At 44.8% G+C, this 21,545-nt stretch carries 13 protein-coding genes and 2 pseudogenes; all 15 read right to left on the bottom strand.

Features of this window, described 5'->3' with window-relative positions; genetic code table 11:
• Nucleotides 1-3 precede the first annotated feature (3 nt).
• The 15 genes and pseudogenes from AWJ19_RS26130 to AWJ19_RS26195 all read right to left on the bottom strand — a co-directional run bounded on the left by AWJ19_RS26130 (nt 4) and on the right by AWJ19_RS26195 (nt 21,308).
• Nucleotides 4-2,184, bottom strand: coding sequence for an MMPL family transporter (locus tag AWJ19_RS26130; protein ID WP_068728155.1), 2,181 nt, complete (start codon nt 2,182-2,184; stop codon nt 4-6).
• 226 nt (nt 2,185-2,410) lie between these two features.
• The gene (locus AWJ19_RS26135; RefSeq protein WP_198536647.1) at nt 2,411-3,169 is read right to left on the bottom strand and encodes a glucose 1-dehydrogenase; all 759 of its coding nucleotides are present in this window, start codon (nt 3,167-3,169) and stop codon (nt 2,411-2,413) included.
• Nucleotides 3,170-3,299: 130 nt separating this feature from the next.
• Nucleotides 3,300-4,025: a helix-turn-helix transcriptional regulator gene (locus tag AWJ19_RS26140; RefSeq protein ID WP_068728157.1), complete on the bottom strand. Its 726-nt coding sequence runs from the start codon at nt 4,023-4,025 to the stop codon at nt 3,300-3,302.
• Between the two features lie 54 nt (nt 4,026-4,079).
• A pseudogene (locus tag AWJ19_RS26145) lies at nt 4,080-4,729 on the bottom strand (response regulator transcription factor).
• Nucleotides 4,729-5,946: a sensor histidine kinase gene (locus AWJ19_RS26150; RefSeq protein ID WP_068728158.1), complete on the bottom strand. Its 1,218-nt coding sequence runs from the start codon at nt 5,944-5,946 to the stop codon at nt 4,729-4,731. The pseudogene AWJ19_RS26145 and the gene AWJ19_RS26150 overlap by 1 nt, the downstream one beginning before the upstream one ends.
• 603 nt (nt 5,947-6,549) lie before the next feature.
• Nucleotides 6,550-8,916 (bottom strand): alpha-L-rhamnosidase C-terminal domain-containing protein, encoded by a 2,367-nt coding sequence (locus AWJ19_RS26155; RefSeq protein WP_068728159.1) that lies wholly within the window; start codon nt 8,914-8,916, stop codon nt 6,550-6,552.
• A 25-nt stretch (nt 8,917-8,941) separates the two neighbouring features.
• Nucleotides 8,942-9,763 (bottom strand): carbohydrate ABC transporter permease, encoded by an 822-nt coding sequence (locus tag AWJ19_RS26160; RefSeq protein ID WP_068728160.1) that lies wholly within the window; start codon nt 9,761-9,763, stop codon nt 8,942-8,944.
• A 5-nt stretch (nt 9,764-9,768) separates the two neighbouring features.
• The gene (locus AWJ19_RS26165) at nt 9,769-10,689 is read right to left on the bottom strand and encodes a sugar ABC transporter permease (RefSeq protein ID WP_068728161.1); all 921 of its coding nucleotides are present in this window, start codon (nt 10,687-10,689) and stop codon (nt 9,769-9,771) included.
• Between the two features lie 69 nt (nt 10,690-10,758).
• The gene (locus tag AWJ19_RS26170; RefSeq protein ID WP_068728162.1) at nt 10,759-12,048 is read right to left on the bottom strand and encodes an extracellular solute-binding protein; all 1,290 of its coding nucleotides are present in this window, start codon (nt 12,046-12,048) and stop codon (nt 10,759-10,761) included.
• 195 nt (nt 12,049-12,243) lie between these two features.
• Nucleotides 12,244-13,842, bottom strand: a complete 1,599-nt coding sequence (locus AWJ19_RS26175) for a response regulator (RefSeq protein WP_068728163.1) — start codon at nt 13,840-13,842, stop codon at nt 12,244-12,246.
• Nucleotides 13,835-15,565, bottom strand: a complete 1,731-nt coding sequence (locus AWJ19_RS26180; protein ID WP_068728164.1) for a sensor histidine kinase — start codon at nt 15,563-15,565, stop codon at nt 13,835-13,837. Before AWJ19_RS26180 ends, AWJ19_RS26175 begins: the two co-directional genes overlap by 8 nt.
• Nucleotides 15,566-15,684: 119 nt before the next feature.
• Nucleotides 15,685-17,622 (bottom strand): FAD-dependent oxidoreductase, encoded by a 1,938-nt coding sequence (locus tag AWJ19_RS26185; RefSeq protein WP_068728165.1) that lies wholly within the window; start codon nt 17,620-17,622, stop codon nt 15,685-15,687.
• Nucleotides 17,623-17,781: 159 nt separating this feature from the next.
• Nucleotides 17,782-18,096, bottom strand: coding sequence for a hypothetical protein (locus AWJ19_RS36025; protein ID WP_198536643.1), 315 nt, complete (start codon nt 18,094-18,096; stop codon nt 17,782-17,784).
• Nucleotides 18,096-18,365 carry a TetR family transcriptional regulator gene (locus AWJ19_RS36030; protein ID WP_198536644.1) on the bottom strand — a complete coding sequence of 90 codons (270 nt, stop codon included), beginning with the start codon at nt 18,363-18,365 and terminating at the stop codon, nt 18,096-18,098. The genes AWJ19_RS36025 and AWJ19_RS36030 overlap by 1 nt, the downstream gene beginning before the upstream one ends.
• A 301-nt stretch (nt 18,366-18,666) precedes the next feature.
• Nucleotides 18,667-21,308 (bottom strand): annotated as a pseudogene (locus AWJ19_RS26195) (adenosylcobalamin-dependent ribonucleoside-diphosphate reductase).
• Nucleotides 21,309-21,545: the final 237 nt, after the last annotated feature.

The following is a 21,545-nucleotide window of genomic DNA, read 5'->3' on the forward strand; positions in this document are numbered from 1 at the left end:
ATCTTATTGATTTATCCCATCAGTTTTACTCTTCAGCTCTTTCATTACTGATTCACCTTCAATGTCAAGATTAGGCAAAATCCGGTCCAGCCATTTCGGCAAATACCATGCTGATTTACCCATCAGAGTCATAACAGCCGGAACGATGAGTAGTCTTACTATAAAAGCATCAAAGAGAATACCAAACGCTAGTGCGAAGCCCATCGACTTAATAATCGGATCTTCTGCCAGCATGAAGCCGGTAAATACGGAGATCATAATCAGGCCCGCAGCCGTTACTACACCGCCACTGTGTCCCATTCCAGCCAATACGGCTTTTTTTGCATCTCCTGTATGTTTGAATTCTTCACGCATTCGGCTAACAAGGAAAACCTCATAATCCATGGCAAGGCCGAATAGGATGCCTACAACTATAATTGGAAGAAAGTTTAGAATCGGACCTGAACCGTAGAAGCCAAAGACGCTGCCCATATGTCCATCCTGAATGACGAAGACGACAAATCCAAATGTTGCGGCAAGGGAGAGAATAAAGCCCAGCACCGCCTTCACTGGCACCAGCAGCGAACGGAATACGACCATCAGCAGGAGAAACGCCAGTCCGACGATGATGAGACAGAATTTGGGCAGCGCATCACTCAGGTTCTGCGAAATCTCAAGATTAACGGCTGTGCTGCCTGTGACCATAAATTCCACATGGTTCTTCTCTAGAATGTCAGGAGCCTGATTTCGGATTGCTTCGACAAGCTTAGTTGTTTCCGTATCATGCGGCCCCGTCGCCGGGATAATATTGATCAGCGCAACTTCTCCCGATGGTCCTGGAATAGCCGGTGATACCGCACCTATATTGGGTATAGCTTCCAGTTCCTTTAGTGCACTTGATACGTTGGTCATGAAGTCTCCTTCACCTTCGGCAACCGCCAGAACAATGAGAGGACTGTGAAATCCTTCACCGTACCCTTCGGAAAGCAGGTCATAAGCCCGGCGCTCCGTTTTTTCCGTTGATTTCAGACCGTCGTCGGAACTCCCCAACTGCAGATGTGAGAAAGGTAAGGCAATTACACCCAGCAAGATCATTCCTAGAATAACTATCGTCCAAGGCTTACCGGTTACAAAATGCCCAAGACGGTTACTTTTTGCGGTCTTCCGTTTACGAGGCTGCAGCCACTTGTTTCCGCTTGAAGCAGTGACCCTGCTCCCCACTGCGCTGAGCACAGCAGGAACAAGGATGATCGAGGTGAGCATTGCTATGAATACACAGAATGCGCCTGCCAGCCCCATGGCTGTGAGGAAAGGAATTTTTACAACTGCCAGCCCGACCAAGCCAATTATGACTGTTATGGCTGCAAAAACTACAGAGCTTCCTGCTGTCGCATTTGCGATAGCTATAGATTCCTGAGCGTTATAGCCCTCCGCCAATTGCTGGCGGTACCTGGAGACGATAAAGAGCGCATAATCTATTCCTACTGCCAGCCCAAGCATAGCTGCGAGCGACATTGAGGTTGAGGGAATATCCAGCATATTGGAACCAATCATTACGCCGAGCAAGCCAATCCCAAGGCCTACTACTGCAGTGGCAATGGGCAGTACTCCGAGCAAGAAGGAACTGAATGTGATTGAAAGAACCAGAAAAGCGATGAGTACACCAATAACCTCAGACGGACCCATGATTTTCATCTGAACGTAAGCAGAGCCAGTCAGTTCAGCTTGCCAGTCCGAGAATCGCATGCCTTCTGCAACAGCTGTTATATGTTCTCTGGAAGCTTCTGTGACTTCACCTGCAGGTATTTTATATGTGATGTCCATGTAGGCTATAGTCTTGTCTGCATTTAGTGACTGATTATCATAAGGACCCGCCACTGATTTCACTTGTGTATCTTCCACAATCTCTTTTAGTGTTTTCTGAATGACTGCCTGAGAGGATTCTGAGGACAATGTCTGACCTTCAGGTGCTTTGATGACCAGTCGGGTTTGTCCCCCGTCTTCCTTCGGCCCGGCGAATTCCTTATTTAATATATCAATCGCCGCTTGGGATTTAAGCCCCGGAATAGATGTGTTGTCATTGAACGCTGGCCCTATGCTCAGTGCAAGTATTGCAAATGCCAGTAGAACTACAAATCCTCCAAGCATGACTAGTTTCGCATTTCTTGCTGACCAGCGGCCTAATCGGTATAAATATTTTGCCATTTCTTTTCCTCCCGACATCCTATTTGTTTATTCTCTATGTATTTAGTTTATAGGAAAAATTTAAAGGGCGAATCGTACCAAGGGGAAGGAATGGACATGTACCTTTGGGAAGAAAACGAACAGCATAACTCTTTGAGTGAATAATGAGCATGCAATAGAAAAAGACATTATCCCGGCATATCCCAAAAGGGAATGGCTAGATAATGTCTATTTGAACAAGTAATGCTTACAGGGTTAAACCTCCATCGACAGCAATTATTGAACCCGTCATATAGCTAGATTGGCTGGTTGCGAGCATTAATACTATTTCGGCAATTTCGGCAGGGTCTGCAAATCGCCCCATTCGCATATTAGGAAATTCCTCTGGAGTATATCCATTGTTTTGCATCATTGTCGGTACAGCTTGTGTAAGAGTGGTATCTACACCTCCTGGGCATATCGCATTTACTCTTACTCCCTTGCGTACATATTCTAGAGCAGCAGCCTTTGTCAATCCAATGACAGCGTGCTTACTGGCTGTATAGACCGACATACTATGTTCAGCGCGAAGCCCCGCAGTGGAGGCTGTATTTATAATCGAACCGAATCCTTGTTCAGCCATTATTTTTAGTACATGCTTTAAGCCTAGAAAGACACCCCTAACATTAACATTAATTATGCGATCAAACTCTGCTTCTTCGATATTTTCAAGCAAAGAGAATTTTTGCAATATTCCTGCGTTATTTACAAAAGCATCTATTCTTCCGTATTGTTCCATAGTTGTTTGAACATATTTCAGAACATGCTCATTCTTTGAAACATCTGCCTGAATAAAGATGCCTTCTCCGCCTTCTTTTTTAATAAGACTAAGCGTTTCTTCCCCGGTCACAGAGTTAAAGTCTACAACGCTAACCTTATAACCTGCTTTAGAAAGCTTAATCGATGATGACCGGCCAATACCACTACCCGCTCCTGTAACAATAGCTACCTTGTCTTCTAACCTAATCGAACCTTCATAATCGCTCATAATGAGTTCCTCCATCAAATGATTTTGCTGGATCCAGCAATCCACTCAATAAGTTTACAAATCATTATGTTCGAAAACTATATGGAAATGCGACATCTTTCATCCTATTTCAATAAGTTAGCTTGCGGAATGCTCCAGGGGTCATTCCACAATACTGATGAAATAATTGATAAAAATGATACATATCATGGATTCCTACCAAATTCGCTATTTTTTCAATACTTATAGTAGAGTAACTCAGTAACCCGCAGCTATGACGAATCCTTGTCTCCATCAGCAATTGCTTATATGATTTCCCAGTCAGATTTTTGAAATTACGCTGAAAATGCCGTGTACTCATGTGTAATTGTTTACTGATGTGATGAACCGAAACCGAATCCTTAAATTGGCAAGCAATATGATGGAGGGGTTTGTACAAAGGATCTCCACTGTTCTCGAATTCTACTAAACTTGCCTTCATCGGCTTAGACAAAAGAAAATCAGTGAAATATTTCCAGGCCTCTAGTAGCCTGTTCTCTGCATAGCTAACTGGCTTTCCATAAAATGAATAAGTAGCTTTGAAAAATTGAATGAATTCATTACGATAACTTTGGTTTACTGACCATTTCATTGGAAGATGTGGAACGGCCTTGTCTTTCCCACAATCCAGATAGATATAGCGTAGCACTTGAACTGATTTTTGCTGATGAATTTCCATTTCTAAAATATCCGCTTTAGATGCACGAGTGATGAATAAATCACCCGGCATAGCTTGTCTTTCAGCATACCCTAAATGTTGTAAGCCAGTACCCTCTACGATATAAGTGATGACTACGTATGGCGGTAGTTTATTCATGGCTGTCCCCCGAATCAGTGAGTAAATTGCGATTTATGAAATCTCACGAGCTGACTAGATATGAAGAATACCTAGTTCTAAGGCAGTAACTACCGCCTGGGAACGTGATTCTACTCCAAGCTTACTGTAAATGTTGGTTAAATGCGCTTTGATCGTCCGCTCTGTAACTCCCATATCAAATGCAATTTCTTTGCTTTTGAACCCCCGTGCTACCATTTGTAGGATAATCGTTTCTTTATCAGTCAGGTATACATGCCCTTTCTCTTTAGCCTCCGGAGTATCCAGCCTTTCTTTGGCAGCTAATACTTCGCCAGAATATCAGCCTGCAAAAGAGTGCTTCCCCGTACGGCCGATTCGATGGTCCGGAATAGATCCTCCCGGCTTGTATCTTTCAGTAAATAACCTTTTGCTCCAAGTGCCAATGCTTGTACCATTAACTCATCTTCGTTGTAGGTCGTTAATATTATGATTGGAATTACAGATTGTGCAGCATTTAAAGCCTTTAATGTATCCAATCCACTCATAACTGGCATATTCAGATCCAGTAAAATCACATCAGGTACAAGTGTTTCAATTAAACTAAGTGCAATCTGGCCATTCTCTGCTTCACCGACAATACTAAAACGCTTATCGGTCTCCAAAATCATTTTCAATCCTTCTCGTACCACTAAGTGATCATCAACGATGAGTATTTTATATGGAATCATATCCCGTCTCCTTTATTAACCGGAGCTTCTATTTGAATTCGTGTACCACTTGATAGGCTCCTGATTGTGATTTCCCCGCCGATTAAGCGCACACGTTCATACAATCCCAGTAGGCCATAATGCCCGGTTTTTTTTCCAATAACATTTGTATCGAATCCTACCCCATTGTCTTTAATTTCGATCTGAATGCGGTTATTCTGCTCTTGAACACTTATCCATACCTTATCTGCTTTCGCATGCTTCGCCACATTCATCAAGCATTCACTGATGATTTGCAGACTATGCTCCTTCAACGTTCCCGTCATAACAGAAGCAATTTTTAGTTGTTGCATGACATCAATGCCTGTCGCTTGATTAAATCTATGCACTTCATCTCTAACCGCCTCTTCAAAATCCGTTTTGGAGACAGACTTTGCCCGTAAATTATCTATTGCAAGACGCGCTTCTGCAAGTGTCCGCCGTGCTTGACTCATGGAGACCTCGACAAATTCTTGTGCCCGTTGAATGTTTCCTTGAGTGATATGGGCATTAACAGCCTCCAATTGCATTATAAGCCCCGCAACTCCCTGGGCCAAAGTATCATGAAGATCACGTGCCAGACGCTGGCGTTCATTTGCAAGTGTGAGCTCCTCAACCTTCTTGTGTGCCTTTTCCAGATCCTCCAGAAAGATTTGGGTACGTATCCGGGCATGTACCTGTTGAAAAAACATCGAAGCGTATGCCCCCACAACAATCAGCATTAACAGAAACAACAGGACTAAAAGTACAAGGTCATATTCATCTCCTACATAAATGATGGTGTAGAAGAACATTGAAACGCAATATAAACTAACAAGCGCTATTTTTCGCCTTTGATAAAACAGCCCTATGCTTTGACCGATTAATACAGGGAACAAACCGATTATAACCGCAGGCGAGCTATCCGGCATTAGTAAAGCACATGTAAAAATCAACAATCCTTGAATGATAAAGTAAAGCCATGCTTTGCTTAAGGATATCCTATATAGGCTCCAATGAAGAGTAGCATGAACAATATAAACTATAGTAAAGAGCAAAGCATTAAGCAGAACAAGCTCGCCGATGCTTTGCAGGATCATTGAAGCTGCATACACTAAAGAAACCCAAATGAGTATGGGAATTCTGGCAACCATCAATTCATTGATTCTTTGATCTTGCAACTCACTCTTTGACTTAAATATCCGTGATATCTTCATCTCATTCCTCCGCGTTAGTTCTTACCATCGTCTAATGATTTTCTCCGAAGAATTAACCGTATTGCTCTTATTGAGAAAAAATAGCCTATAAGCAGTAGGCCGCCTGTATATAAGGTAATACGGATTTTGCAGGTACGATTCATCTTCTGCTTTTCTGCTTGTTGAATTGAATTTAGGGCTTCTCAAAAATGGTATGAAACCCATTCTTGATATCATTCCAGAACCCGGCATAGGCATAATTCGGAAAGCTCCAAGGCAGTACAAAAACAACGAGTAGTATCATTAGGCTGAAGTGACACATTAATGGTTTATTACTCATAATCAAAAGGGTTATCATCAAAACGAATCGCATAAATCTCAATATTCATAATTAAAATCAACCCAGTCATTATTACCACCTCTAGCTTATAATTAATTGAGAGTTATTCATTGTCCAATTGACTCACATTGTACAATAATTCATTACTTCTGGAATCGTACGAAAGGGAATAGCCGACTGTACGAAAGGGCTGTATCATTCCCTTCTTTTGTTCATTGGTTCTAATACGAAAAAAACAACAGAGTATGAATACCCTGTTGTAAAAATTAATAATATCATGCTCATTATATATTGTTCAAAGTAATTTCTGCGTTGTAATATCCGCTGCTTTCCTCTCTGACAGATTGTCCATCCGGCAAAATTATTGTGCAGGAAATCTGCTTTGGCCACGATGCAATGAAGTAGAAAGACGAATCAATCAGCTTCCATTCTACAGAGACGATTCCTTTGGATGTCATCACGCGGCCTTCCGCCCGCTCAAGCCTTCCGATTCTTGGACTGATACGAATCTCTTCGCATCCAGGAGCAACAAATTGAACTCCGAGTGTCTCTGTTGCATACTCGTAAATAGGGACCGAACCCCATGCATGAGCATCACTGCGCTTGCTGACTGTATCCTCCATCCATGTTGTTAAGCCGTTGCCTGCCATCTGACGCCAAGGTGCCAGTAAGTCATGTACTTTGTCATATAAGCCGACAACAGCAAGAGCACGGAACAGATAGATGGCCATTGCGAAGGAACAGGGTACGAAATCAGGATTCTCTATTGATAGCTTCATCGCCCTGCGGGCTCTCTCTCCTGACAGGGTCCCGCTTAGAACTGCCCAAATCTGCGTATGCTGGCTGTATGCTTCGACCCCGGGACCGTCAGTTAGACAGCCTGGATAAGCTAATGAGCTGCAGTGCTCCTTTACCGCGTTCTGCATTTGAACAGCACGGGTCAGGTATTCTTCCGCAAGGCCACTTCTGCCGGCGTAAGCTGCCAGTTCGGCTGCTTTCTGCAAAGCATACGTATACATCAGACAATAGACTGTCAGGGTGCCTTCCTTGGCTGCTCCAGGAACTCCGTAATCCTCTCTCCATTCTTCAGCCCAGTCAACAAAGGACCAATATCTCGGATTCATAGTTCCGACCAGACCTCTTTCATCAATCGTTCGATGGAAGTAACCAAGTACAGCTTCTACCCCCGGGAGGTATCTTTCGATGAGCGCACGGTCTCCGGCAAACATCATATGATCATGCAGCATAAGTATCCAATATAATGAGAATCCCGGGATAACCTGTGATTCAACGGATGGATAACGGGATTGTGTTAACCCTTCCGGAAGCAATGAGCTGTAAAAATCGTATAAGGTTCTTCGTGCCATCCGGTCATCACCGGATAAAAGATAGGTGAACTGAATTTGAGATCGTGTATCCATAACATATTGCAGCTGCTCATAGTACGGGCAATCCTCATAGGTTTCATGCATGCAGCGCTTGAGCGTTCTGACACTGATCTCCCACAAGTCAGTCTCTTGCGGATCAGAGGAAGTATACGCAGCCGCTACATTAAGCGGATAGCCCGTTTCCCGGTATGCAAATCTATGCAGAACCATACCTTCATCACCGGTCTCAATTTCTAATCTGACATAGCGGAACGTTCGGAACCAAAATGGCTCGTAGGATTCAAATGGCTGAATGCTGCCTGCAGGCCGATAGATATCCACATCCCCATATAAATCTCCGTTAACGCTGTCCGTCCTAATTCCTTTATCTCGAATCCAAGGCACAATAATAGGCGGTTTCTCGTAACATTCGGCGCAAATCAGCCGTATATCACTGCCATGTCCCCCGCTCATTATCAGCTCCAGATAACCAGTAGTTAACTCACCGGCATCGAAGTCTATCGAAATGCTTTTACCCGGTTCAATTACGAGTGGTTGGTCGTTTGTTATTAGCCCCTGCCAGTCCAGTTCGCCTGCTTCTGCCGTAAGCCGGCTGACTCCAGTAAACCGTCTCTCTACTTCATAGAGATGTGGAATTGGACGTTCCCTTAGCTCCCAAGGCTTAAGCCCTCCATGCACGATGTCAAACTGGTATACTGCAGCCTCTTCCCACTGCTCCGGGCGATAGGCTGTCTCGGTCCAACCGAAGGGTCTTATGGACCCGTTAACAGTTTCAGTAATACCAAGAAATTGTGTGTATACACCTTGAGATAATGAAATGGATTCATCCTTCATACACTGCCAGGAAGCGTCTGTATGTGAATTAATGATTACCTTATTCTGCTCATCAAGAATTGCTGCGTGAACATAAAGACCAGGTAAACGCGTTCTCCATACAGAAGCATTCCCTCCTCCCTCATAGGGCAACCGGAGAACCTGAACGGCTATTACATTAGTCCCCTCAGTCAGATATTTTCCGATTTCAACTTCCTCATAATACCATGTGAAACGGTCTCCTTTGCAGGGTCCGCGGCTTACAGAAACGCCGTTTACAAAAAGGCGGTAGCGGCTGTCAGCCGAAATACGGAGAGGACAGGTATACGAACCCTGTTTAACCTCAAATACTTTGCGGAAATAAACAAACCTGCCCGCCTCGCTCTCGTCTTCCGTTTTCCATTCAGGATACCATATCCAGCTTGCCTCTTCTTCCCATTTAGGACGCATTGCGGACCTCCTGTATAATGTTAATTTATTCTTTCACACTCCCTGAAGCTACCCCTGAGATAATCCGTTCCGAAAAGATAAAGAACAAAATGAGTACCGGAATAGTTGCCATTACAGAAGTTGCCAGTGCTTTGTCCATGTTGAGCAGAATGTTAGATGTATATTTCATAACGGCGAGCGGGATAGTCTTAACCGAATCGTCTTGAAGCATTATCAGCGGCAGGAAGAACTGGTTCCAGATGTTAACGGACAGTACAATGCATAAGCTGACAATGACCGGTGAGGCCAAAGGAAACATTATGCGATAAAACACCTTCCATTCCCCTGCACCGTCTATGCGTGCGGACTCCGCAAGCGCATTCGGCAAACCGGCAAAAAAATTAGAGAGCATCAGTACTGCCATCGAGATGCCGGCGGATAGTACCAGAATTACGCTCCAGGGTGAATTAATGAGTCCTAATTTCTTGATAATCAAGAATACGGGAACAACCCCAAGCTGCACTGGAAACATAAGGCCGACCAAAAAATACAGCATTACACCTTGTTTAAATTTAAAGGAATAACGCCCCAAACCATAAGCTACCATAGAAGCCAGTGCTACGATGATCATAATTGTCATGATGAGAATAAACACGCTGTTCCAGATGTTGATTCCGAAATGCTCGTCACGAAAGATTTTAATATAAGAATCCAGAGTAAACGACTTCGGCCATCCAAGCGTATTTGACAGTACGTCTTGCTTGGTACGGAATGAATTCCAGATCAGATAACCGAGGATAAGTATAGTAAAGGAAGAATATATCCACAGAATCAGCTTGGTTACATATAACTTTTTGATGTCAGCCATAATAATCAGTTCTCCTCCTTATACGTTAGTCTGAGCTGGATTAGAGCGACAACGAAGATAATGGCAAACATAACGCACGCAATCGTAGTTCCCATCCCCACAGAGTTTGTACTGACCGATCCTCCCATGGCACCGTTTGTTCCGAATGTAATTCTGTAGAAGAACAAAGTCATAACATCCATCGAATTATTAATTCCTCCGCTTACACCACCCAGCAGATAGCTGAAATCAAACAATGTCATGGCAGCAATGTAGCTGATCATAGCTATATTCACGATACTGGAGCGAATCTGCGGAATTATAACCGAGAAGAAACGTCTCCAGTATCCGGCTCCGTCCAAATAAGAAGCTTCCATGACCTCATCTGACAGCATCTTCATGGCAGCTACGAAATAGATCATACTGAAGCCGACCCCGGCCCAGGCATTAATAATGAACAACGTAATGACTTCATACCCTGGTATTCCAAGCCAGTTCCGGGCATACTCGCCCAGCCCGATGATATTAAGCAGTTCATTGAAAATACCGATATTCTGATCAAAAACAAGTGTGGCCAGGAAGACAATAACACTGGTGGTAATAAATTGCGGTGCAAAGATCATGGTTTGAAAAATTCGATAGCCTTTGACACGGGTATAGATCACGTAGGCAAAATATAACTGGACAGGAATTAGGAGTCCTACATTAAGCACAACTAAAATAACGTTATTTTTAAGTGCATTTAAAAATTGCCGTTTTAATTCCGAGTTAGTAAAGAGTTCAATATAATTATCGAAGCCTACGAACACCTTCGCACCAAAACCGTTAGAATGGAACAGGCTGAGCTGTGCCGCAGAAAAAATCGGATATATAACAAAAATCGAATACAGAATGAAACCAGGCAGAATGAACCACAGGTACGGCTTCTTACCAAACCACTGCAACATAGATAATCTCCTCCAAAATTATCAGGACGGTTAAGCTGCTATGCTCAACCGTCCAATAAAAATATCTCTTTATTTCGTACGGAGCAGCGCTTCCTCTAACATATCTGCAGCTTGTTGCCCATCAATTTGGGAAGTCAGCAGCATAGGGATTACCTGTTGCAAGAAAATGTCGGTCAGCTTAACCTCTTCTGTTGAGACATCTGTCAGAACGGAATAAATATTATGGCCCAGTGAATCAAAGGCACTTAGCTCCTTAACCCCTTCGTCTCTCGGTGTGATGTCCTGCAGTGCAGGCACGGCGCCGGTTTCATCCTCAAACAGCTGCTGTGCCTTTTGGCCGGACAGGAATTTAACGTATTCAGCCGCTTCTGCCGGATGTTCAGTTGCAGCGGATACAGCGTAAGTAGTTGCATTGCTAAAGCTTTGCGGAGCGATACGCTCACCTGAAGCTGTTGGAATATAGAATCTGCCCAGATTCACACCTGCTCCGACAAAGGTCGGATCGTTCCAGGTTCCGTCTGCAATCATCGCTGATTTTCCGTTAGTAAAGGCCAGTTGCGCGCCCGCATTGTCCACTGACGCCAAATCCTTGGTGAAATATCCCTTATCCGCGAAATCCCTAATCGTCTGGAATGTTTTAATAATGTCTGGATCGTTAAATGAACCTGTTCCTTCTTTTATTTTGTTCAATGCTTCTTCTGCAGTTGACGGCATCATGGCAAAGGCAAGCCACGCCCGTTCAAACTCCGCTTTACCCGGTACGCTGAAAGGAGTGATTCCTTTGTCCTTGAGAGTTGCGGCCAGTGTGATGAACTCATCAAAGGTCGCAGGTACCGTTACACCTTCTTTTTCAAAGATATCTTTGTTATAAAATATCAGCTGCGAATCCATAAAGGCAGGCGGAGCAGCGTACAGCTTACCCTCAACCATCGCATACTCCAAGGCATCTTCTCCATACCGGCTTGTATCCATTTCATAGCTGTCAAGCGGAAGCAGTGCTCCACTCTCAACGTAGAGCTTCATCTTCGGTGTTTTGTTACCCTGTACAAAGAATACATCCGGTAAAGAATTACTTTTGACAGCCGTATCAATCGCTGTTTCTGTTCCTGAAAATTGATAATTTAATTTAATGTTCGGATGCTCGTCTTCAAATGCTTTATTAATTGCGGTAAATGCAGATTCAAATGAGGATTGATTAGCCTGATCGCCCCAAACAGTTAATTCAACCTGCTTACCAGCATCAGCACTGTTCCCGTTGCTTGATGCCGGGTTCTCGGTGTTGTTTCCACATGCAGCTAAAAGTAATACAGAAGCTCCAGCGGCCACAAGAAGTGCTTTTTTTGTTTTCCCCTTTGTCATTGAATTCTTTCTCCCTTCATGTCTTGCGTTATATATTGCCTGTAATAATCATAGTTCACCGAATAGAAAGGAACCATGAACAGGTTTTTGTTTATGATGCCACTTTATTGGCTTATTCAAATTCACAGTAGCGCAAAAAACCGGAACAGTATGCTCCGGTTAAACAGTGTTCCATATTATTTGCTGATCATTCCATTAATTTAGTTTGGATGCCAGAGAACCTTTAAATTCAGATACTGTCATTCCCGTAACCTTCTTGAATACCTTTACGAAATAATTAGAGTTGGGATACCCTACCCGGGAAGCCACTTCCTCAGCTGATAGCTGAAACTCTCTTATTAACTGCATCGCCTTGCGTATACGGATCTGCGTAACATACTCCAGAAAAGTCATTTCCATTTCCTGGCTAAACCGGTGACTGAAATAGTGTATATTCAAATTAACAATTTTTGCAGCTTCTTCGAGCCGGATACTATCCGCAAAATGTTCTTCAACATACACAAATACTGGTTCAAGCCATGGATGACGGCCAGGTTTTGATCCGGCTGAGGCTTCCAAATGTTCAACCGTTTCCAAAAAGGAATTCTTCAAGTCATTCCATGTAAGGAAGTGCCCTTTTGAAAAAAATGGAGACGGAACTGTACTTGCTTCGTCTATACCACTCAGCAAATTACTGTCCATGCGATCATTCAGGTATACTTTCAGCATCCACTGAATCAATCGGAAAGCCGTCTCAGGAGAATGAAGTCTGCTCAACTCCTCTCCAACAACGTCCAGCCATTGCTTAAATTCAGTGTATGAGGCTTGTTTCATCAAAATTGCGAACTGCTGCTGCCACTGCTGAAGCTGTAACTCTATAAGCTCCGGATCAGAATAACCATGAACTTCAAAATGGTACAATCCTGGTCCCTTAAAGAAAGAACACTCAAACATCCGCTCGGCTTGATTTCTTAGCATCTTGCAATCCTGGAAGTTTCGGCTCTCGGATAGTCCAGCCACAACTGTAATCGCCAGATTCTGTTTGACTGTATCTATCCATTCTTTTACCAGTCCGGTCAGCATCATAATCTCTTCCTGTCCCTCTTCATTGCAGAAGAGCAATCCATGAAAACTACCCCGGTCAACACCAAGAGGGACAGCATATACCGTTTTGTTCATAAGATCCTGAAGCAGAAATCCCAGTGCGGATTGATCCGAATCGTGATCCGAGTGATTCAATAGCCAAGAATGGATCGTAACCCATCTGACTGAAGATGTATACTTCAACATTTCTGAGAGTATAGGAAAGTTTACCGGATCCGTAACAACAGCAGGTGCAATAATCCCCGGAAGCATTCTAGAGTGTGTCATTAAACGCTGCTTCTCTTCGTCTAAGGCATTAGATTGGCTCCGTTGCATCTGCTCTTGTACGGCATTCTTTTTTTTATCAGTTAATCGGGATAGGGTAGCAATCAATTCTTCGGGATCAAAAAGATGCTTGGGGATGTAATCCTGGACGCCCAGTTGTATGGATTTACGTGTGTATTCAAATTCTTCATAGCTGCTCAGAACCAGAATAATCATGTCCATGTCAGCCTGCCTAATGTGTCGAATCAATTCCAAACCATCCATTTCAGGCATGCGAATATCTGTCAGCAGAACATCCGGAGACCCCTTCTGACAAAAGGCTTCCCAAGCCTCTTTTCCGTTCCGGTATACTCCATGCAGCTCATAGCCAAAAGCCTGCCAGTCAATTATGGTCTGGAATCCAACCCGAACGAGAGACTCATCATCAACAATAGCCAGCTTAATCATACGCCTCTCCACCTTCTCCCATAATTGGCAGTCTAAGATCTACTGTTGTTCCAGTACCCGCCAGGCTTGTAATCTCCATTCCATGTTGCGGTCCGTAGAAGATCTCGATTCTCTCTTTTACACTCAACAACCCTATATGGTTGCCCTCTCCACTACTCAGGTTCTCGTGAATTTGTTTTAACCGCTCAGGTTCTATACCGCTGCCATTATCCCAAACCTTGATGTGAAGCCTCTCCTCCTCTTTCCGGGCTTCAAGGTGAATCTCTCCGGAATGATTGATGGAGGAAAGGCCATGAACAATAGCATTTTCAAGAAGAGGCTGAATCAGAAACTTTAACAGTCTGCACTGTGCAACCGTATCATCCAGTTCAAACTTGAAGACAAAATTCTGATACCTCACCTGCTGAATTTTAACAAATTCACGCATGACGTTTACTTCATTTTCCAGGGTGACAAGCTCGTCAGTATCCCTGATTGAATATTGCAGCAAATTGCTCAGTGCATCAACCATTTCTCTAATATGATCCTGTTTTCGTATCATGGCCATCCAACGTATGGAATTCAGCGTATTATACATGAAATGAGGCGAAAGTTGATTTTGAAGTACCTTTAACTGGACCTTCCGTTTACGCTCCTCGCCCTTCTTGACTTCAGCTACTAAATTATAAATTTCATACATCACCGATATAAAGGTGTCATTTAGCTGCATAATCTCCCGTGCACCTTTAAATTTTAATAACGCATTCGGTTGCTCCCCGCGTATCCCTCTTCGCATATTTGCCAGAAGTTTTGCCATAGGGATGACAATGTCTGTACGGATCAAATAGGAAGCAGCTAAGCCAAGAAGCAGACAACCGCCAGCCAGCCATGCAGCAAAAATGCTCATTCGATAAACAGTAGCATACAAAGTGTTCAGGGCGTATTCTGCTGTTAATGTCCATCCATTAAGTGAAAGTGTCTTTTTTAGCCGTAGTGCATCTGTAATTTGATTGTCCTGGATTTCCGGTTCTGTCAGGAGTACCTCTTGCTGATGGTCTGCCAGCTTAAAAGATGTGCTGGAACCTGCCAATGCAGAATTAAGAACCTCCCTAAATACGTCTGATGAAACTACAAGGTAGAAGGTGCCTAATGGGCGGAAATTATCATCTTTTATAATACGGCCAAGTCTGAATGCGCCTATATCTCCAGAGTCAGAAGATTTGTTCTTCACAGTAGCCCAGTAAGCTGCTCCATTTGCGTTAATGATCTCCGCCAAGTCCTGCCTGTCCAGTGGCTCTTGACTATCCTGACCAATAATGTATGTGCTCTCATCTGTTACAAATACGCATCCGATGATTCGTTTATCATCCAAGCCGCCAATGATCGGCAATACACTTTTCTCCAACTGCTGCTGCAGTCCCAGCTTCTCAAATTCATTATGAACTGGAACAGCAAGAGTGCGGGCAACCTCATCCGAACTCAGAATATGCAGACTCACATCATTATAAGATTGTACTGTTGCTTCCAGTTTATCAACCGTCAGCTTTGCAATCGTCTCTGAATAAGCCTCCGCGTTTGCCCGAATCCCTGTATTGTAATTTTGGGCTAGAAGGCTAAGGCCAATTATAGAAGGCATTACAAATAGGGGAAGGTAAAAAACGACAAGCTTTCTTGTCAGGCTCCACCTGTTCCATCTTCTATTTAACCATGTAAGTTTCAGAAGGAATTCTCTTGGCGCTGTCATAACGGGCTCCTGTCTGCTCCTTTATTGATTTTTTCAAAAATACATTATAAAAGCTTAAAAGAACAACCCGGTTTTCGAGTTGTTCTTAAGTTTGATATGAATTATTACTTCAATTTTATTTAAATCATTCTGGCCACTTCATGCGCTTCGCTGACGGCGTTCAAAGCTCTGCGGGCCCGTAATGCATCACCGATCACATGAATGGGTATATGACGTTCATCGCAAAAAGTAAGAAGACCTTCATAGCTGCGTGACTTTGCCCCTATAGCAACAACCACTGAATCACATGGATACGCCGAGATATCACCCTTGTTTTCAATAACAACTCCATACTCATTAATTTCAAGACATTTGGTGCTGGTCAAAAGATGGACTCCTGATTCATGCAGGCTTTCCATTACACAAATCGAACGAAGTTCACCTAAGTCTTTAGCTACTTTATCCAGCATTTCAACAACAGTAATCTTAGAAGCCTTGCCATGCAGGTATTCAGCTACCTCGAGTCCAACCAGGCCTCCGCCGACAATAACGACTTCTCCGGAAACCATTGCTTTTCCAGACAATACATCGTGCGAATTTGTAACCTTTGCCAACTGGCTTCCGGGAATATTTAGCTGCATCGGAGCTGCACCTATGGCCACAATAACTTCGTCTGGTTTAAGCTCTTCCAGCAATGACTCTGTAACAGGGCTATCCAGTCTGACCTCAATACCCTCTCTAATTACCTGTTCTCCCCGGGATATAGCTGCTGTTTTCATCTCTTCTTTTCTTGGCGCTTCACCAGCCAGAGCAAATTGACCTCCCAAAGAATTAGTCGACTCGCAAACAATGGGATGATGCCCTCTACGTTTTAGGACCATAGCTGCTTCCAGCCCTGCGATTCCGCCGCCTGCAACTACAACCTTCTTAGGATGACCCGTCAAAATTAGTTTGTATTCCGTTTCTCTCCCCAAAGCCGGGTTTCTTAAACATGTAATATAAGGGACTTCGCTTGAGACAAATCCGTCATAACAGCCCTGATTGCAAGCGACACATTGTATGATATCATCACTGTTTCCGGATTGGGCTTTCATACAGAACTCAGGATCAGCAAGCTGGGCGCGTCCGATAACCACCATATCTGCTTTGCCATCCGCCAGGATTTCCTCTGCTTGACCAGGGGTATTAATACGTCCTACCGCAACAGTTAGCATTCCGGTTTCCCGACGGATTCTGTCTGCATTATTAACATTAAAGCCTCTTGGCAGGTCAATTGGAGGAACTTCATATTTTATTGCTGCAGAGGAGAAGTTGCCACGCGAAACGTCAAGCGCATCTACTCCGGCAGCCTTAGCCAAATTGCAGAATGCAATAACATCCTCTATACTCAGTCCGCCCTCCAGATAGTCATCATGAGCATCAATACGCATAAATAACGGCATATCATTCGGTATATTCTGGCGGATAGACGAAATACATTCAATCAGAAATCTGGCCCTGTTCTTCAGGTCTCCCCCATATTCGTCGTTCCTCCGGTTAAAGAAGGGACTCAGAAATGAATGAGGGGTGTAGTTATGGCCTGCATGAAATTCAATGGCATCAAAGCCAGCTTGTACTGCACGCTGCGCCCCTTCTCCAAATGCTTTAGCTGCAGCTTTTAATGTCTCAATTTCTGCTCCTGGTATGGTATATTCTGTACCGGGAACGGGCACGGGACTTGGAATAATGATCATCTGCTCCGGATCACTGGCAACTGCCAATCCGCCTAGCCATAACTGAATTCCTGCCTTGCCGCCTGCCTCATGAATTGCATCTGTAAGCTGCTTTAAACCCGGGATATATTTATCTTCTGAAATCGCCAAAAACTTCTTAGGGGAAGCTGGAGCATATACCGAGCATACTTCGGTGAAGTTTAGGCCGCATCCTCCCTCTGCTCTTGCAACATGGTAATCAATCAGCTGCTGAGTGACAAAACGTTCTTCATCAGGCATTTTAGTTCCCATAGCTGGAAAGATGATTCGGTTCTTCAACTCTAAACCTCTGATTGTAATTGGGCTGAAAAGTGTAGGATAGGCCATAAACATTCTCCTTCTCATTCTTTTTATAAGGTCCCGGTACTTTGTAAAAATTTTCACATAATCAATATTACCTTGATTACTGACAGCTCAAATATACCTGAGAAAAGAGAATGTTACAATATGTTTAAAACAATTTGTTTGAATTTTCCGCGAACTCTCTTATTTAGAAAACAACGAATGAATCAATAATTTAAGATACTCTATACGAGCTTCTTTGCTGGCCAAGATTAAACCATCTGTTTCCATAACTCCTTCGTATTCCGTTGGATAGTTAATAGATGAAGTGAAAATTAAATACTTGAATTTGAAGTTTAACTCATCTCCTGGGATAAGATTGCGTAAGCATTCTTTGAGCAAGTTACCAATTTCCTGGGATAGATCAATAATTCGTTTTGAAGTTTCATCATTATCCGCACATTCTAAGGAATGCGTATGTATCACTCTGTTACCGGGAAAACGCAGTGAATATTCCATTATCTCATTTGCAGATAACAGCAGTTTCTCTTTTTCACTGTAGGTTTCATTTGAAGTATTGATAATACGGCAAGGGTATTTTCAATGTAGAATTCTTTTACCAGTTTAAGCATTTCGTCTTTGCTTCTAAAATAATAATTAATAGCGCTCACGTTTACATTGGCTTCCTTAGCAATTGCCCTAATCGCAATATTACAGCTTTTATTCTTCCCCATTAGATAAAGTGCACGATCCAAAATTCGTTCCTCAATATTTTTTAACTCCCTCATTGTTACCCCTCCGATAATTCACTCTTATGACATTATAATTAGAAACAATAATGATAAACAACAGATACTATTTTTCCAAAACTTTATTTAAAAAACACCTTTAAGTTGCCACCACTTGTCTTAAAAGTTAAAGAGCAAGAAAACCTGGATAACACCAAATACTTTTAAAATCAAAAAAGTCCTGTCTTAGGAATTCCCTAATCAGGACTTTTTTGCATCATTTTTGCAGCTTTCATTGCCATTTTTGCAGCATTTGGTGATCCACCACATTCACATAATGGCAAGATCTACCTTCAAATCCTCACCCGCACCGGCTATATCCGCAGTTCCCGCACGTCTTACACCCCTCTATGTTTATAAGCGATGCACTCCCGCAGGAAGGACAAAGATCCCGCGAAGCCGCCGAGTGGCTATGCGCCCCATGGCCGCCGTGCCCGGCATCCGCAGGAGCCGCGGCTGGGACACTCGATTTCAGTTCGGCGCTCAGCGCCTCATTGAAATCGAGCTCCAGGGTGGCCGCGATTGGAGCGGCCACGTGGTCGTCATGTGCGTTGTTCTGCACATGGGTCTCAAGGGCTTTGGCTACCGCGTCGGCGATGGACTCGACGCGGTTGGCACCGAAGCCGATGGCGCCGGAGCCGCCGATGCCTTTGAGATGCTTGATCAGCAGCTCGACCTTCTCGCCGTGATCGCCGTAGCGCAGGAACAGCGAGCAGACCCGGCCCAGGGCTTCGGCCATGGCGAAGACGTCGGAGCCGGCCTTGCCGACATTCAGGAAGATTTCGGCCGGAATGCCGTCCAGGTCGTTAATAGTGATATACGCCATACCGAATGGCGTGTTGATCTTATAGGTAGCGCCGCGCAGCACCTGCGGGCGTTTTTTGTATTGCTTGTCGACCACATTCGCCTGCGGTGCCGGAGCTGCTGCCACTACCGGAGCCGGTACTGGTGCGGGTGCAGGTTCAACTGCAGCTGGCTCTGCTGCGGCGGGTTCGTCCTTCTTGTCTTCCTTCTTCGACGTTTCCAGCACCTGAACATCGCGGCTGCCGTCGCGGTAGATCGTTACGCCTTTGCAGCCGAGGTCGAAGGCCATTTCATACAGCTCAGCCGTTTCTTCGACGGTGAAGTCGGACGGGCAGTTGGCTGTCTTGGAGATCGAGCTGTCCACCCAGCGCTGAATCGCCGCCTGCACACGGATATGATCCTTGGCGGACAGATCCATCGAGGTTACGAAGTATTCCGGCAGCTCCTCACCCGGATTGGCCTGCAGCCATTCCTGGGCAATTGGCACGAACTGCTCGTCATAGCCAAGCCGGCTCTGACGGAAATATTTGAAGGCAAATACGGTTCAATCCCGGTAGATGTTCCGACCATTGTACCTGTGCTGCCTGTCGGTGCCTGGGTAATAACAGTGACGTTACGCATGCCGTGCTTACGGATGGATTCGCCGACTTCCGGAAACACATCTGTAATATTACGCATGAATCCGCTCTGCAGATATTTTTCTGCGTCAAAAGCCTTGAAAGATCCCTTCTCACCTGCGATGGCCGAAGAAGCCAGATAGGCCTCTCTTGCCATGAAGCCGTAGAGCTTGTCCAGGAATTCCAGAGATTCCGGGCTGCCGTAGCGGATGTTCAGCTTGATCATCAGCTCGGCAAGGCCCATCGTACCGAGACCTACGCGGCGCTCCAGCTTCTGGTTCGCTTCATTTTCCGGGAAATGATACGGTGTCTTGTCGATGACATTGTCCAGGAACCGGACAGAATAACGCGTCGTTCTCGCCAGATCCGCCCAGTCCACATCATGATTCTCAGCATCATAGAATTTGGACAGGTTAACCGCCGACAGGTTGCAGACACCCCAGCCCGGAAGCCCCTGCTCACCGCAAGGGTTGGTGCAGATGATCGGGTTGAAATACCAGCTGTTAGACATCTGGTTGTAATACTCCATAAACACAACGCCCGGCTCCGCCGACTTCCAGGCCGATTCGATAATCGTATGCCAGACATCGCGCGCCTTGACAGTCCGGTAAGGGATAACCGCACGGCCGGCAGCCTTCCATTTATCCAGATCGCCGTCCCAGATTTCGTCGTAGTCCGGATCGGTTGTATCCGGGAAGACCAGCTCCCAGTCCAAATCCTCTTTGACGGCCTTCATGAAGCTGTTGCTCACGCACACCGACAGGTTAGCATTGGTTACCTGCCCCATTGTCTGCTTCACGGTGATGAAATCGACTACGTCCGGATGCCAGTCGTTGATCATCAGCATCAGCGCACCGCGGCGGCTGCCGCCCTGCTCAATCAGTCCGGTGGTGTAGCTGAACAGGCCGCCCCAGGATACAGAACCGCTGGATGAGCCGTTGACGCCTCTGACAATCGCCCGGCGCGGGCGCAGCGAGGACAAGTTAATGCCGACACCGCCGCCGCGGGCCATAATTTCGGTCATTTCGGAGAGGGTCTGCATAATCCCGCCGCGGCTGTCTTTTGGTGAAGGGACCACATAACAGTTAAACAAAGTGAGCTCTTCGCTCGCCCCCGCTCCTGCAGCAATCCGTCCGCCCGGCACGAGCTTCCAGTCATCAAGAATAGAACGGAATTTGCCGGTCCACTCCTCCTGCAGTTCGGGCGTCTTCTCGACAGAGGCCATGGCTGCGGCCAGACGGTCCCACATTTCTTCAGGAGTCTTTTCTATATTAAGGGTCAGCTTCTCCACGTCAGATTGCACAAGCTCGCCGCTGCGGGTCTTGACGGTTACTATCCGTCCGCTGCGCTCGACAATTTCGCCAACTTCCTTGGTGGGAAATTTCGGGTCATCCTTGGTCAGCACCAATACAACATCGCCCACCTTGGCGTTATTGCTGTCCGCATCCTTCCAGGCGTAACGGTCCAAAAATATTTTCTCGCTCAGTCCCTCAAGACGCTGCTTGGGTTCCACTGTACTCAATAGAAAAACCTCCCGGTATGTGATATGTAACACAAGTACTGCAGCAATTCGGCTTGTCAATAACAAATTAACGCCAAAAGTATGCCGCAAACCAACATTTCAAGCTTTTGTAACAATATATTGTGTAAACATGCTTTAACACTATACCACATATTGTACCAGAGTTCCTTTTCGAAAATAGAAGCCTGTGCGCAAAAACAACCGTTTTCGGCGGCATTTTCTAGCGAAATCTCGGTT

The sequence above is a fragment of the Paenibacillus sp. DMB5 genome (assembly GCF_001517085.1).
In the GTDB taxonomy this organism is placed as follows: Bacteria; Bacillota; Bacilli; order Paenibacillales; family Paenibacillaceae; genus Paenibacillus_AQ.